This window comes from uncultured Chitinophaga sp. (assembly GCF_902168175.1).
In the GTDB taxonomy this organism is placed as follows: domain Bacteria; phylum Bacteroidota; class Bacteroidia; order Chitinophagales; family Chitinophagaceae; genus Chitinophaga.
The window spans coordinates 1-14568 of the sequence record NZ_CABHOU010000103.1; the positions used below are offsets into that span (position 1 = coordinate 1).

Genomic DNA, 14568 nt, shown 5'->3' on the forward strand with positions numbered 1-14568 from the left:
TCGACCCAAAAAATTATCACTTCGTCCCCCAAACCCCTCATCTCCCCCCAAACCCTCCTTCGCCGCGCTTTCATACCGCCTGCGATTCATCTAGTTTTGCCCTTAAATATCCCCTCAAAAATGAAAAGAATACATGCTTACTGTTTGTTGATCGCCATGCTCGCTGCATCGTGCGATAAAAAAAATAATGACGGGCCTGCGGAAATACCCGAAGATATGGAAGAGGTAATTACGGCAAAGCCAATGCCACTGGCTGCAGCCGTTACGAAGGTGATTGGGGCAGAGGGCGGTACCCTGAGTCTGGGCAACGATAGTGTGAAAATCGTAGTGCCCGCCGGCGCAGTATCGTCTGCCACTACCTTCAGTATTCAACCTGTTGAAAACACGTTGCAGCAGTCGGATGGAAAGGTGAGTTACGAACTGCTGCCGCACGATGTGAACTTTTCCAAACCAATATCGGTGAGCTTCAAGTATGCTGCGGATCTGTCGATGAATGAAGATGTGCTGATGGTGGCTTACAGGGATGAAGCCGGGAAGTGGCGCGACCTGCCGACGGCGTTGGATAAAACGAATAATACAGTTACGGTGGAAAAATCCAGCTTCTCGATATTTGAGATTTATGAGAAAATATTTTTAATGCCCGTGAAAGACCAGGTAGCACCCGGTGAGTATACCGAGGTGCTGTTAGGTACTCTTTTCAGCAGTCCGAACCAGGATGTATTACTGGCTCCACTGACGCCGAGTTTCCAGAATGGCAACGAATTATACGAGGTAATTCGTACCGGCCAGGTAACTAAGATCAAGAACTGGCGTATCGTTACCGGTCCGGGATCGATTGAAGTGGCGAACGATATGAAATCGAAGGCGCTTTATACAGCCCCCACTACAATGACAAAGCTGACAGATAAGGCCCTCATAGAAGTGACGCTGGAAGGCGTGCGGCCGGTAAAAGACCCGAAAGCACCCGGTGGCGAGCGGCTGACGGGGCTGTTGATCATCCGCACGGAGGTAGATATTATGGCGGGTTACATACGACTGCAGTATAACGGGAAGGAGTACGTGCTTCGCAGCGAACTTGCTGCTGGTATGTTTACGCAGAAGCTCATGGGGATCCACGGGGAATCGGAGGATGGAGAAATTGCAGTGGCTATCGGTATTAATAGTGACGGGCCTGGCAGCGCCGGTGCTTATCCCTGGGACCTCGCTTACAAACCAGGCACCTCCAGCGTAACGGTAACCGTTGATGATGATACGTGGACGGTAGGTCACCATGAATGTGGCGATCCCGGTAAAGCGGTTACGGCTTCCGGAAAGGTTGACGTTACTGAGTGGGGAGCTATAGGGGAAGTTGTGAGCGGGAATTTCTCCGGTTCCATGGAGATGATGATCACCGACTGCTCGCATATCTCAAGAGGTGTGTCGGTGGAATTTAAAATGCTAAGAGATAAGTAGACGTTAAATTTTCAATAAGCCCCAAAGGGACGCTCGTAAACCGGGCGTCCCTTCGTATTTTTTCCCTAACTTCAAAGTACCATGAAAAACACCGAACGCTTTTCCAACCGGGTAGACAACTACGTGAAGTACAGGCCGCATTATCCTGAAGCCATCATTCCATATCTGAAACAGCATGCCGGCCTTAAACCTGGTGGCGTAGTAGCCGACATCGGCGTGGGTACGGGTATATCTTCCCTGCTTTTTCTTGAAAACGGTAATACAGTGCTTGGGGTAGAACCCAATGAAGCAATGCGCCTGGCTGCAGAAAATCAACTGGGCAACAATACCGGTTTTAAAGTAGTGAATGGCTCTGCCGAGCATACCACCCTGCCCGATAACTGCGCTGACCTCATCATAGCGGGACAGGCATTTCATTGGTTCAACAGGGCCGAGGCGCGGGCGGAGTTCAGAAGGATTGGCCGTGAAAATGCGATGGTGGCCTTAATCTGGAACGAACGTTTAACGGACACCCCGTTTGAAGCGGCGTTTGAACAGTTGCTGAAAGATTATGCGGTGGATTATATTGAAGTAGATCACCGTAATATAGGGCCGGAACAACTGGCAGAGTTCTTTTCTGAAGAGGGTTTCGTGCTGCAGTTGTTTAAGAATGCACAGTTCTTCGATTATGCCGGACTTAAAGGCCGGCTGTTATCATCTTCTTATGCCCCGGAACCCGGTCATAAAAACTATGCACCCATGCTTGAGAAACTCGAATCAATATTCGGGAAGTATAATGAACAGCGGATCGTGAAGTTTCATTATACAACGAGGTTGTATTTGGGTAGGGTTTAGCGGAGTTATTTGCAGGTTTTTTTCGGTAGGGCTTTTGTTTTAGATGCGTGAGTCCATGTTTGACCAGGTTTCAACGCTATCATATTTCAAAAGCCGGTCAGCGATATAATGGGGATAGAAGGTAAATTAAAAGTTGGCAGATGGGAGAACAATAAAGATATATCATACAAAGTTAGTGTTGGTGCCGAACAATTTATGATCCATTGCGTATTTATTGTTGTTTAGTTAGCGGTAGCGGTATTAAAGATACCTGGAGGTAGGTGTTATGTTGCCTTCGGTAAGTATGTTAGTTACATTCAGTCTATTGTTACATAACATTTAACCATGACGGTAAAAGATTAATTAAATTCCGTGCCCCGGTAGTTATTCTTTTAAAAAATCATACATTAGTATATTGACAATAACATAAATCACTATGAAAAAGTACTTTGCAGAATTTTTCGGTACATTTTGGCTGGTGTTCGGAGGTTGTGGTAGTGCGGTTTTCGCAGCGGGTGTTCCCGAAATAGGGATCGGTTTGCTAGGGGTTTCTCTGGCATTTGGTCTTACGGTATTGACGATGGCTTATGCTGTTGGTCATATATCAGGGGGACATTTTAATCCGGCTGTTTCTGTTGGCTTATTTGCCAGTGGCCGATTCGAAGCAAAGCAATTGTTACCTTATATTGCTTCGCAGGTATTGGGGGCAACGGCAGCAGCGGCTGTTTTGTATTTAATTTTGAATGGTGCTGACGCTTTTTCGGCAGAGGGCCCAGGTGCATTTGCTACTAACTTTTATGAAATGCCCGGATATGCCGGTAGAAGCTTTAGCATGGCGGCGGCTTTTGCAGCTGAATTTGTTTTGACAGCATTTTTTCTGATTGTTATTTTAGGGGCTACCGATAAGTATGCGAATGGGAAATTTGCCGGAATAGCCATCGGATTAGCACTAACACTGATACACTTGATCTCTATCCCGATTACCAATACTTCGGTAAATCCTGCCCGCTCTACTTCACAGGCTCTTTTTGTACAGGGAGAAGCATTGGGGCAGCTATGGCTTTTTTGGGTTGCACCAATTGCAGGTGCCATTGTTGGTGGACTGATTTATAAATTCCTGTTACAAAAAGATAATAATCCGGAATAGTTCCTTTTGAATAATCCAATTTGGTAAGTACAGAAGCATCGTCTATACAGGCGAAGCTAGTGACAGGATTTTGCCTACAAAAAGAAATAAGCAAGGAAACGGAATAGAGGTTAAGCGTACATTACTAACGCAAGCGGATTTCCTCATAAATAGAACATTAAAAGGGAATAACTACTGATGTATAAAGACTATAACGCTTCACCCCAAAGATTGATATAGTAATTTTCCTAACCAAGACATTTTGCCGGTGCGATAAATTGTTTCGCTTCCCGACGGGCCTGCGCCGCGTCACATTCACCAGCTGGTTATAAGTCCATATTCCCCGGATGGCATAAACGCTATAGGCTAACGGCTAAAATTACCCTTTCTCTCCAATTTTTTATATCTTAACCCCCGAAGTTCGAGACATGGAAAAGAAGGCAGACTTTACCGGTACATTTTCTATTGATGCAATGCGGAGTGGAGATATGGCTGCGTTTAACAGCCTGTTCTCGCAATTCTATGCACCCCTTTGTTACTTCGCGGAAAAGATACTGGAAGATAAGTTTGCCGCCGAAGAAGTAGTGCAGGGGGTTATGATGACGGTATGGAACAAACGGGCGGACTTCGACGCCTTTCCTGCCCTTAAATCCTTTCTCTATATAAGTACCCGCAACGCCAGCCTTAACCACCTCGATAAGCTGCAACGGCAGCGCCAGCAGCAAAAGTTAATAGAGCAAAGCAGCCCGGTTTCTGAAGAAGTGATCCTCAGTTCCATATTCAGGGCGGAAGCCATGCGCGAAATATACCAGGCTATCGACAAACTGCCAGAGAAGTATCGGGTAATTATGGAACTGGCCTATAAAGAAGAATTGAAAATCAACGAGATAGCAGAGAAGCTGGATATGCCGGTGAATACGGTGCATAAACAGAAGAACAGAGCCCTGTCGTCCTTAAAGAAACTTCTTTCTCATAAATCATTTCTCTTACTGCTGGCGGCTTTGAGCAACGATCAGCTATCCTGAGAAAAAATATTTTATTCTTTTTGTCCAAAAACGGGATTGAGTTCTGTTTTAATATGGATATACGGCTATTCCAAAGATGAATGATCAAGAATTGCAAACAGCGTTAAAGATGGCGGGGCTCATGCCCGGTTATCTTACTAATACCCTTACCCCGTTAGAAAGGGAAGCGTTGGAGGCATGGATGGCAGCCAGCGACACTAACCGCAAAGCGGTGGAAAGCCTGCTGAACGAAGATCAGGCGTTAGCGGAGTGGCGGATGATGGAGAAGTACAGGCTGAAGAAACCGGCAACGGTAAAAGCTATATCGCCCGTACCCGTGCGTAACAGGCAAATATGGTGGGCCCAGGCGGCAGCGGTTGCGCTGGTAGTTATTGGCAGCACCACGGCGATATGGGTAAATAACACGAAACCGGCTACCACACCCGTGGCGGCAATAGCGGAAGTGTTGCCTGGCAGTACCAAAGCAAAACTGGTACTGCCGAACGGTGAAACGCTTTCGCTGGACGAATCCAGCGATACGGCCTTCATGCAGGGGCAGGCAGTGCAGGTGCAGCAACACCAGGGGAACCTGGCTTACGAACAGTTGACGGGAGAAACGGATGAAGTAATCTATCACAAACTCATCACCCCCAAAGGCGGCGAGTTTAAAGTGAGACTGGAAGATGGTACGCTGGTTTGGCTGAACGCCGCTTCATCTATCCGTTACCCGACAAAGTTTACCGGCAGTACACGTACGGTGCAGGTAACAGGGGAGGCCTACTTCGAAATAGCAAAGGATGCGGAACATCCTTTTATCGTGGAAGTAAACGATTTTACTGCTATAGAAGTGCTGGGTACCCACTTTAATGTAAATGCTTATACAGACCAGGAACATATATATACAACACTACTGCAAGGCGCAGTAGCCGTTACTGCCGGCGCAGAAAGGCGACGATTGTCGCCAGGCCAGCAGGCCATTGTAAACCACCAGCCTAACAGTCCTGTAAATGTACAGGCGGCCGACACTATCCGGGCCGTGGCGTGGAAAAATGGAGAGTTCGATTTTAACGATGCGAAATTGTCGGATGTCATGCGGCAATTATCAAAGTGGTACGATGTTACCATTACTTATGAACCAGGCGCCCCCGATATTAAGATATGGGGAAGAATGAAAAGAAACCAAAATCTGCAACAAGTAGTTGCCATCCTGAACGCAATGGATGTAAAAGTTAGACTGGAAGAAGGACGGAAACTATCCGTGTTACGTTAGTACGCATTTGAAGCTTTAGAGAACATATTGCAGCCCGAAAGAGGGTTGTAAGGCTTGTATTGACCATTATTTACCAACCAAGATCAAACATTTGTACTATGCGATTAATTGCCTTCATGCTGTTTGCATGTGCACTAAGTTGTAGCGCCATGGCACACGCCCAGCGTATTACATTTTCCGGTACAAAGGTGCCCTTACAAGAGGTACTCACGGAAGTGCAGAAACAAACCGGCTACCTTGTTATGAGCAACAGCCAGCTCATTAAAGAAGCTCCTCCTGTGACCATCACGGCGTCGCAGCAGCCACTTGTAACGTTCCTCGACGAACTGTTTAAGGGGCCGAAACTCGAATATGCTATTGAGAACAAAACGATTACTATCCGCAGAAAGAAAGTCAATGTGCTTCCCTTTTTACCAGACACTGCACGCCTTCCGCAGAAAGACATTATTGGTACGGTAACCGACGAAGCAGGACAACCTATTCCGGGTGTTACAGTTCGTGTTCAGGGCCGTACTGGCGGTACTTCCACCGATGCGCAGGGGAAGTTCCGCATCAAGGCAGATACTACAGCCATACTGCATATTTCGAGTATCGGCTATTTGCCGCGCGATTTGACCACGCCGGCCGTATTACGTTCATCACTGATCCGACTTGCTCCTGCAGCCAATAACCTGGAGGCAGTATCGATCGTAACTACTGGTTATCAAACCAGGAAACAGAGCCAGCAGGTAGGCTCTATTACTTCTGTAAAGGGAAAAGACCTGGAGAACTCCGGTATTACTACGTTCGATAAAGCCCTGGCAGGAAGAATGCCAGGCGTATACGTACGCAGCGTATCGGGCCGGCCGGGCGAAACAGGGCAGATCATCATCCGTGGCGTTAACACGCTTACGGGTAACGTGGAACCGCTGTACGTACTGGACGGTATGCCGCTACAGCCTGGTGAAGTGAGCGGTAGCATGAATACGCTCATCACCAACGGTATCGGTAACATCCCCCCTGAAAATATAGAAAGCATCACCATCCTGAAAGATGCGACGGCAGCGTCCATTTATGGTTCCCGAGCAGCTAACGGGGTAATTGTAATTACCACTAAAAGCGGTAAGGTGGGTAACGACTATGTAAACTATACTGGCAAATATGGTATCACCGAACGTCCGCAGAACAACTTCAGCTTCATGAACTCGAAAGAGAAAGTGGCGTTTGAAAGGGGCCTCAGGGATGACTTTTATCCCCCGTATGAATCGGGTGGCCGTGTTATCCAGCTGCTTAGTCTGGCCGACAAAGGTGCCATTTCACAAGCTGATGCAGAAGCGCGGATCGCAGAACTGGAACAAACGAATACCGACTGGATCAAACAATTGTACCGCGTGGCACAGAGCCAGTCGCACAACATCAGCCTGAGTGGTGGTAATACAAAAACCACTTACTATGCCGGTTTCAACTACCAGGAGTCACAGGGTAGCCTGATCGAGAACAAGTTCCAGACTGGCGGGTTGAATATGAAGCTCTCCCGTTATGCAACGGACAAGCTGCTGTTTAAGGTAAACCTGTACACCACACTGAAAAAGAACCAGGAGGGTCAGGCAGGCCTCGACCCCTTTAAATATGCGGTGTTCGCCAATCCGTATGAGAAGCCTTATAATGCAGACGGTTCCTACGCATCAGATATGACCTACCGCGCTATTCCTTATGATATCGGGAACAACAGTACCCTGTATTACTCTACGTTCAATATGATCCGCGAGTTGAAGGAAAACCGGCTTACTAACATGTATGGCAACATACGTGGACAGTTTGCAGTGGAATACGATTTCCTGAAACACTTTAAATACACGGGTAACGTTGCAGCGTCTTACACTTCGGTGCATGATAAGGACGAATCGTTTGGAGGCACGTACCGCTCATGGGCCAACAACTGGCTAACCGCAGCGTCTACGGGTGGAGGCGTACTGCCTGAGCATAACCGTGGTTACCTGCAGGAAAATACAGGTCGCACCTTCGATTATACGGTGCGTAATACGCTCGAGTACAACAATACGATTGCAGGGAAACATTTCGTGCAGGCGTTTTTTGCGAATGAATTCGGCGCCATTAAAAACGACCAGTTCATGCACTTCAATCCTATCTACCTGCAGGAGTATGCCATCGCCGGCTATCCCAGCTGGGACCTGGTGGCGGATACGCGCTTCATGAGTCTGAATTTAAGCAGGTTCGGTAATACCAAAACATCAGAGAACAGGAGCGCCTCCTTTATCGGCTCGCTCGTGTACTCGTATGACAACCGCTACGTGTTTAACGGTAATATTCGTTACGATGGCGTAGATATTATCGGCTCCGAAAATCAGTTCTCTCCGTTATGGTCTGCCGGTGTTCGGTGGAACGCGCAGAACGAGAAGTTCCTGATCGACTATCAGGACGTGATCAGCAGGCTGGTACTGTCGGCCGGTTACGGTTACCGCGGTAGTATTAACCGCAGTGTATTGCCTTTCCATACTTACGACCTCGGGACCGCCGTATACGCCAGCACACCTGTTGCTGCAATGTTCTATTATGGTAACCCGGTAATTAAGTGGGAGAAAAAAGGTGAAACGAACTTAGGATTGGAGCTATCGCTGTTTAAAGGTCGTGTGAATACAGAGTGGCGTTACTTTAACGAGAAAGTAACCGACCTGCTCGATGATACCAAGATACCACCATCAACTGGCCGTTCGAGCACGAAAGTGAACGTAGGTTCTTTAAGCAACAAAGGACTGGAAGTGAGCCTGCGTATAGAAGCGATCAAAACAAAAGACTGGTTATGGGAAGTGAGCGGTAACATCACGAAGGTGAAGAATAACCTGACGAATGTATTCGAAAAGGAATATCCAACGCTGGCCAACAGTTATACTACCAACATAGAAGGATACCCGGTAAACAGCTGGTTCGGTTACAAATACGTTCGTGTAAACCCGGAGAATGGCAGCCTGATCGTACTGGCGCAGAAACGTAACGCTAAAGTGGTGGATGGTAAAGTTGAAACCTCCCTGGTAGATACCGAAGTAGACTTAAGCCGCACCGCCGTGGCCGATCTGCAGGCTAACTACCGCCCTTACTACCTCGGTCACCGTGACCCTGAGGTGTATGGTGGTTTTAATTCCCGTTTAACTTATAAGGCGATAGAGCTGACCGCCAACTTCGTATTTGCAGATGGCAACCAGATCGTTGGTTTCCGCGACAGGAGAGAAGGTCCTAGTGGCGCTAACAGCGACATCTTTACCAGCCGAACCAATCGCCTGAAGAAAAACCTGAACCGCTGGCGCCAGGTAGGTGATATTACCGATATCCCGGTATATCGCACCTCGTCTTCCAGTTATACCAACTACCTTATTTCTACCGATATAGAAAGCGGCCGTTACCTGAAGTGTACAGAGCTGGCGCTGTCATGGCGCGCACCACGCAATCTGCTGGCACGTTCGAGCATGAAATCGCTGAAAGCGACCATCGTAGCTTCCAACCTGTTAGCGTTAAGTCCGTACAGCGGTACCGATGCGGAAACGCAAACACCTTTCGGCTATCCTAACACACGCAGCTACACAGCATCCTTAACCGTTGGCTTCTAAATTTATCAACCATGAGAAAAAGTATTGCCTATATATTACTCTCTTCCCTGCTGATGATTTCGCAGGGTTGTAAAGACTTCCTCGACCTGCCACCAAAAAACAAACGTACGGTGACGACGATCACCGATGTAAAATCGCTGCTGGGCTCTTACCTGCGCGGCGTGGCAGAGTTACGTGTAAAGCCGCTTTACGGCAGTGTATTGTGCATAGCGCCGCCCGCAGGCAACGTGCTGTTCGAATCTTATTCCGATAATATAGATTTTGAAACGGCCCTTACGCAAACTTACCTGCAGCCGAATAACTACCATCTTAAATCGGAGTTAAGCTACGCTGATCTGCTGTTGTGGAATAACTTCACTACGCCGCAAACATTGTGGACGCAGCACTACGAGATCATCGGCTTCCTGAACAGCCTCATCGACCAGTTAGAAGAGATCGAGGACGGTACAGAGCAGCAGCGCGATCAGATGCGGGGTGAAATGTTAGCGCACCGTGCGTATTACGTGTTCAAACTGTTGCAATACTTCGCTCCATATAACAAAGCAGAACAGGGCATTCCTGTATACCTGCATACCGGTCAAAGTACCATGGGTATTAAGATGTCGCGCAAAACGCATGCAGAGGTATATAAGATTATCCTGGACGATCTGAACGCGGCGCTGGAGTTAAATGCTAAATCTGCTCCCCTGCAGGGCTTTAACGTGTTTTACAACAGTCGTTACCTGAATCACCTCCTGGCACAGGTATATTGGTTCAAAGCAGAATCACCTGCCAAAGAAGCCGATGACTATGCAAAGGTGAAAACCCACGCTGCAGCAGCGGCAGAAGGAACAGCAGCTGCTATTCCGACTACCACTACAACGATGATCAATGCTTATGCTGGTAAAGATCCCAACTACCCGGCTATATGCGGAGAGAACAACTCCCAGGGCGCGGTAAGTGCCATTTATGGCTCCTGCTATCAGTACTTGTCGCCCGGCGCTTACGGCCCGGAGAACATTCCGCTTGCGGCCGATTTCGCTGCATTGTTTACGCCTGGTGATATACGTATCGCTGCTATCTTCAATAATGATGTTACCCGTGCAGGTGGTAAAGTAGGTGTAGCAGGCAAAACGCTGAACTGGGGCTGGCCTTCCGATGGTACTGCCACGGGTTCACTGAAGCGTGGTAATGCAGCTATCTTTAAACCTGAAGAGGCTTATCTGTTACTGGCCGAAGCACAGTTCAGACTGAACGAAACCGGTGATGCGATCACTACGCTGAACGCCTTCAAAGCCTTGCGTAATGCGGGTACGGCTAATGGCCTTACTGGCGATGCATTGTTACAGGAAATCATCAACGAACGCCGTAAAGAGTTTTTTGGTGATAATGATAAACGCTGGCTCGATCTGAAACGCTACCGCAATAAGACTATCACACGTAAGCTGATATTCTTCAACAAAACGTACGACCTCACTGTGGCTCCGGACGCGTATAACTACGCCTTGCCCATTCCTTTAACGGAAGTGCAGGAAAACCCGGCCCTGGTGCCAAACGACGGATGGATAGCTATTGAATATTAACGGTTAAACGCATTACATGAAAAACATCATCATAACATGTACCATGCTGGCGGCGGTTTTACTGGGCGCCTGCAAAAAAGATGGATTCAATTATAAAATGGTGAAAGCCACCCTGGAAGATGTAGACTCTGTGTACTTTTCCGCTACCGATAAAATGCTGGTAGCCGACGGGCAGGCGCGCCTCGACTTCATCGTGGAAGCTTACCGCAAGGTCACGCTTTCTAACGGAAAAGATACGATGGCGTTCATCGATTACCGTGAACTGCCGGCTGGTTCTCTAAAATTGATAGAGGAAAGATCAGGTACCGAAGTAGGACTTTCTTATTCTACCACCACGATCCCTTTTGATACCGTGAAGTTCCACGCGGAAATCGGAACTGTAAAGTCGGCCACCAAACCGGTAGCGCTCAGGCCAGTGCCCACACTCCCTGCGAAGGTGTATGTAGATGTGATCTTCCACGTGTGGGAACTTAATCCCACGCATGCATCTTACGATCCTATATCTTACCAGGCAGTACCTTACGATAAATTACAGGAAGCCATTACTTACATGAACAATGTGGTAAATAACAAAGTGGGGCACAGTCCGAACGGCGCTTCGGCCAACGTGGAGTTCCGCCTGGCTAAAAAGAACGCGGCTGGTCTTGCGCTGGCGCAGCCTGGTTTTAACAAGATCATTTACAGCGATAACATTAAAACCAACCCGCTGGCTACCAGCTTTGCGATGGCCGACTTTACGACCATCATCAACGCTACACCGGCGAGCTACATCTGGAACCCTAAAGAATTCCTGAACGTACACGTAATTCCGTGGGGCACCAACTATGCAATGGGTACCGCTTTTCCCGCAAAACAATTGCCTCCTGGTCAGGGCGAGGAGTCGATACTCGGCGTGGCCGGTGTGGCGGCTAACGATAACGACTTTGCCCTTACATACGCCGCTGCATGCGTTGGTTTTCCACGCACAGTGTTCTTCCCCGGCTTTGAGCGTAAACTGGAAGCGTTCCGTTACATAGGTTCGTTTTACGGCCTGTACACGCCCACTTACACGGCTACCCGGCTGTACTCGGATTTTTGCTATGATACGCGCAAATTCGATGGGCTGGATACCAGAAACAGCTACTCATTCGCCACCAAGGTGGGCATCGACAATGAAAAATACATCACAGATAATGCTATGGACGATATCCGTTATCCCACACTGCTGACCTCTATCACTGTAGACCAGGTGAAGAGAATGCGGGCGGTGATGGCGCGTTGTCCTGGTAGAATGAACGGTAAAATCCAATAAAACCACTGATAATGAAAAAACTATTATTGCTTGCCATAGCCGGTTTACCCGTACTGATGGTACAAGCGCAGGAAAAAAGCTTTACGCTGCAGGGTAAGATCGACGATATCGGCGAGCCGGGAAAAGTAATACTGGCGTACAGCGCCGGTGGCAAGAGAATTTCTGATACTGCAACGCTGACAGCAGGTGCGTTCAGTTTTGCCGGAAAGATAGACCAGCCAAACAGAGCCATGATAACCTTGTTAAAGTCCAGTGCCAATCCGAGAATGGGTTTAGGCATGGGGTATGGCGGTGAGATTATCGGTCGCGATGGTGTGCAGTTCTTCCTGGACGAAGGGGCGATTACCTTCCAGGGTAAAACCATCAAGGAAGCTGCCATCAAAGGTTCTGCTGCTCAGAAAGACTACGAAGCGCTAACCCTGGCGCAAAAGCCCGTGGTAGATAAACTGACCGCGATCAATGCGGAGATGGGAAAACTGGCGAAAGACAGGGAGTCGGAGGAGTACAAAGCCCTCTACAATAAACTGCTGGCTACAATGAAAGAGAACGCGCCGGTGCAGGCAGAATTTATCCGCACGCACCCCGACAGTTGGGTAGCCTTCAGTGAACTCACCAGCAAAAGCATTATCAGCAATCCTGCGCAAACACAGGAGCAGTTTAAGGGCATGTCGGCCAGGTTGAGGAATAGCGAAGAAGGTAAGAAGTTCGAAGCCCGTATTAAAAGCGCTTTTGCCACGGCAATTGGTGCTGTAGCGCCTGCGTTTAGCCAGGACAATACCGAGGGTGCTGCCGTTTCGCTGGCTTCCCTGCGTGGTAAATATGTACTGATCGACTTTTGGGCCAGCTGGTGCGGACCATGCCGTGCAGAAAACCCTAATGTTAAAATTGCTTACGACAAGTACAAAAGTAAGAACTTCGAAATTCTTGCCGTATCATTGGACAAAGAGAAAGCGCCATGGATAAAAGCGATTGCCGACGATGGTTTGCCATGGCTGCATGTAAGTGATTTAAAGGGATGGGATAACGTGGTGGCGAAACTGTACAACGTTCGCGCTGTGCCTCAGAACTGGCTGATCGATCCTAACGGTGTAATTATCGCCACCAATATGCGCGGTAAAGAACTGGAAGACAGGTTGGAAAAGGCATTAAAATAACGCATCATGATAAAGAAACAACCATTAGTGCTGGGGCTCCTGTTATTAGCAGGTAGCGTATCAGCACAAAAAACACTGGTAATAACCGGTAAGTTTACCGGCGATACCAAAGGCTTTAACCAGGTGTACGTATATGGTACCGGCGTTAAAAGCGATTCTGCTTTGATGACGGACGGTAAATTCACGTTCACCCTGCCATTCGATAAGCCTTTTATGCCGCTGTTTTACACGGAGTACGATAAAAGCGTGAAGCGAATGTACGCCCCCTTTGCCGTACTGGCCGACCAACCGGGTACCATTACGCTCAGCGATGGCGACATCAGCAAAGGTATGAGCAGCTTTACGGTGTCGGGGCTCGAAAGCGCCACGCTTTTTTCGGAGTACCGTAAAAAGCAGAACGAAATGTATGTAACCGTTAACCAGGCAATAGGAGAGAAGTACGGCAAAAACTGGTACGACGCGAAAAACAATACGCAGCATAAAGAGGCGAACGAAGCGCAACAGGCTGCCATACAAGCCGGCAACCTGAAGTTGGTGGAAGCATTCATCAATGCACATCCCGACTCTTACGCCACGGGTTACATCCTCAGTGGTGCCCGCACTGCCATCGATGTAGCTGATCTCGAAAGGTTGTACAACAAGCTGTCTGCAAAAACAAAAGCTTCCGCCGAAGCTAAAAATGTAGGCGACTACCTCACCGGACTGAAAAAATCGGCTATTGGTGCTACGGTGGCGAACTTTACGTTGAATACGCCGCAGGACAAACCTTTTGCTTTTTCCGAACTGAAAGGCAAATATGTAATGATCGACTTCTGGGCCAGCTGGTGCGGTCCCTGCAAACAGTCGTTCCCGCATATGAAAGAAGTGTATGCGAAGTACAAAAGCGACAAATTCGAGATCTACAGCATCTCCATCGACAAGGATAAAGCTGCCTGGCTCAAAGGGCTGGAAGATCAGCAACTTCCCTGGCTACAGTCGCTGGATACCAAAGGTATTTCGAGCAGCGGGTTCGCCGTAACCGGAGTACCCACTACTTTCCTGATTGATCCTAAAGGGAAAATACTGATGAAAGAAGTAGGATTCGAACCCGGTGGCAACAGTCCGCTGGAAAAGAAACTCGAAGAGCTGTTTGGCGCAAAATAACCTGGAATAAATGCTAATGTAAGCGGCCGTACCTGCGAGGGGGCGGCCGCTTTTAGTTAGGTGGATGGGCCTGGCGGAATGCAGATTCGGTAAATAACACCATAAAATCCATGAATAATCTCATACCTGTGGTACTATTTCGCTTTACCTT

General features: G+C 48.2%; 10 protein-coding genes. All 10 read left to right on the forward strand.

The genetic code is table 11. The annotated features are described in order from the left end of the window. Positions 1–120: 120 nt before the first annotated feature. The 10 genes from QZT80_RS24790 (at position 121) to QZT80_RS24835 (ending at position 14417) form a co-directional block, all read left to right on the forward strand. Positions 121–1452: a hypothetical protein gene (locus QZT80_RS24790; protein ID WP_295128796.1), complete on the forward strand. Its 1332-nt coding sequence runs from the start codon at positions 121–123 to the stop codon at positions 1450–1452. A gap of 81 nt (positions 1453–1533) precedes the next feature. Further along, positions 1534–2286, forward strand: coding sequence for a class I SAM-dependent methyltransferase (locus QZT80_RS24795; protein WP_295128798.1), 753 nt, complete (start codon positions 1534–1536; stop codon positions 2284–2286). A 415-nt stretch (positions 2287–2701) separates the two neighbouring features. Continuing rightward, positions 2702–3412, forward strand: coding sequence for an aquaporin Z (gene aqpZ, locus QZT80_RS24800; RefSeq protein WP_295128800.1), 711 nt, complete (start codon positions 2702–2704; stop codon positions 3410–3412). Positions 3413–3819: 407 nt separating this feature from the next. Then, on the forward strand, positions 3820–4416 hold the full coding sequence (locus QZT80_RS24805) for an RNA polymerase sigma factor (protein WP_295128802.1): 597 nt from the start codon (positions 3820–3822) through the stop codon (positions 4414–4416). 76 nt (positions 4417–4492) lie between these two features. Next, complete coding sequence (locus tag QZT80_RS24810; protein WP_295128804.1) at positions 4493–5665, forward strand: FecR family protein; 1173 nt, start codon at positions 4493–4495, stop codon at positions 5663–5665. Between the two features lie 98 nt (positions 5666–5763). After that, a complete protein-coding gene (locus tag QZT80_RS24815) occupies positions 5764–9267 on the forward strand; it encodes a SusC/RagA family TonB-linked outer membrane protein (RefSeq protein WP_295128806.1) in 3504 nt (1167 codons plus the stop codon). Between the two features lie 11 nt (positions 9268–9278). Beyond that, complete coding sequence (locus tag QZT80_RS24820) at positions 9279–10829, forward strand: RagB/SusD family nutrient uptake outer membrane protein (RefSeq protein WP_295128808.1); 1551 nt, start codon at positions 9279–9281, stop codon at positions 10827–10829. 16 nt (positions 10830–10845) lie between these two features. Next, positions 10846–12120 carry a hypothetical protein gene (locus QZT80_RS24825; protein WP_295128810.1) on the forward strand — a complete coding sequence of 425 codons (1275 nt, stop codon included), beginning with the start codon at positions 10846–10848 and terminating at the stop codon, positions 12118–12120. An 11-nt stretch (positions 12121–12131) separates the two neighbouring features. Beyond that, the gene (locus QZT80_RS24830; RefSeq protein ID WP_295128812.1) at positions 12132–13274 is read left to right on the forward strand and encodes a TlpA disulfide reductase family protein; all 1143 of its coding nucleotides are present in this window, start codon (positions 12132–12134) and stop codon (positions 13272–13274) included. A 6-nt stretch (positions 13275–13280) separates the two neighbouring features. Further along, positions 13281–14417 (forward strand): AhpC/TSA family protein, encoded by a 1137-nt coding sequence (locus tag QZT80_RS24835; protein WP_295128814.1) that lies wholly within the window; start codon positions 13281–13283, stop codon positions 14415–14417. Positions 14418–14568 lie beyond the last annotated feature (151 nt).

Excerpts from the sequence above, each read along its gene's own strand:
- QZT80_RS24790 (WP_295128796.1), top strand. The coding sequence starts at position 121 with ATGAAAAGAATACATGCTTACTGTTTGTTGATCGCCATGCTCGCTGCA.
- QZT80_RS24795 (WP_295128798.1), top strand. The coding sequence starts at position 1,534 with ATGAAAAACACCGAACGCTTTTCCAACCGGGTAGACAACTACGTGAAG.
- aqpZ (WP_295128800.1), top strand. The coding sequence starts at position 2,702 with ATGAAAAAGTACTTTGCAGAATTTTTCGGTACATTTTGGCTGGTGTTC.
- QZT80_RS24805 (WP_295128802.1), top strand. The coding sequence starts at position 3,820 with ATGGAAAAGAAGGCAGACTTTACCGGTACATTTTCTATTGATGCAATG.
- QZT80_RS24810 (WP_295128804.1), top strand. The coding sequence starts at position 4,493 with ATGAATGATCAAGAATTGCAAACAGCGTTAAAGATGGCGGGGCTCATG.
- QZT80_RS24815 (WP_295128806.1), top strand. The coding sequence starts at position 5,764 with ATGCGATTAATTGCCTTCATGCTGTTTGCATGTGCACTAAGTTGTAGC.
- QZT80_RS24820 (WP_295128808.1), top strand. The coding sequence starts at position 9,279 with ATGAGAAAAAGTATTGCCTATATATTACTCTCTTCCCTGCTGATGATT.
- QZT80_RS24825 (WP_295128810.1), top strand. The coding sequence starts at position 10,846 with ATGAAAAACATCATCATAACATGTACCATGCTGGCGGCGGTTTTACTG.
- QZT80_RS24830 (WP_295128812.1), top strand. The coding sequence starts at position 12,132 with ATGAAAAAACTATTATTGCTTGCCATAGCCGGTTTACCCGTACTGATG.
- QZT80_RS24835 (WP_295128814.1), top strand. The coding sequence starts at position 13,281 with ATGATAAAGAAACAACCATTAGTGCTGGGGCTCCTGTTATTAGCAGGT.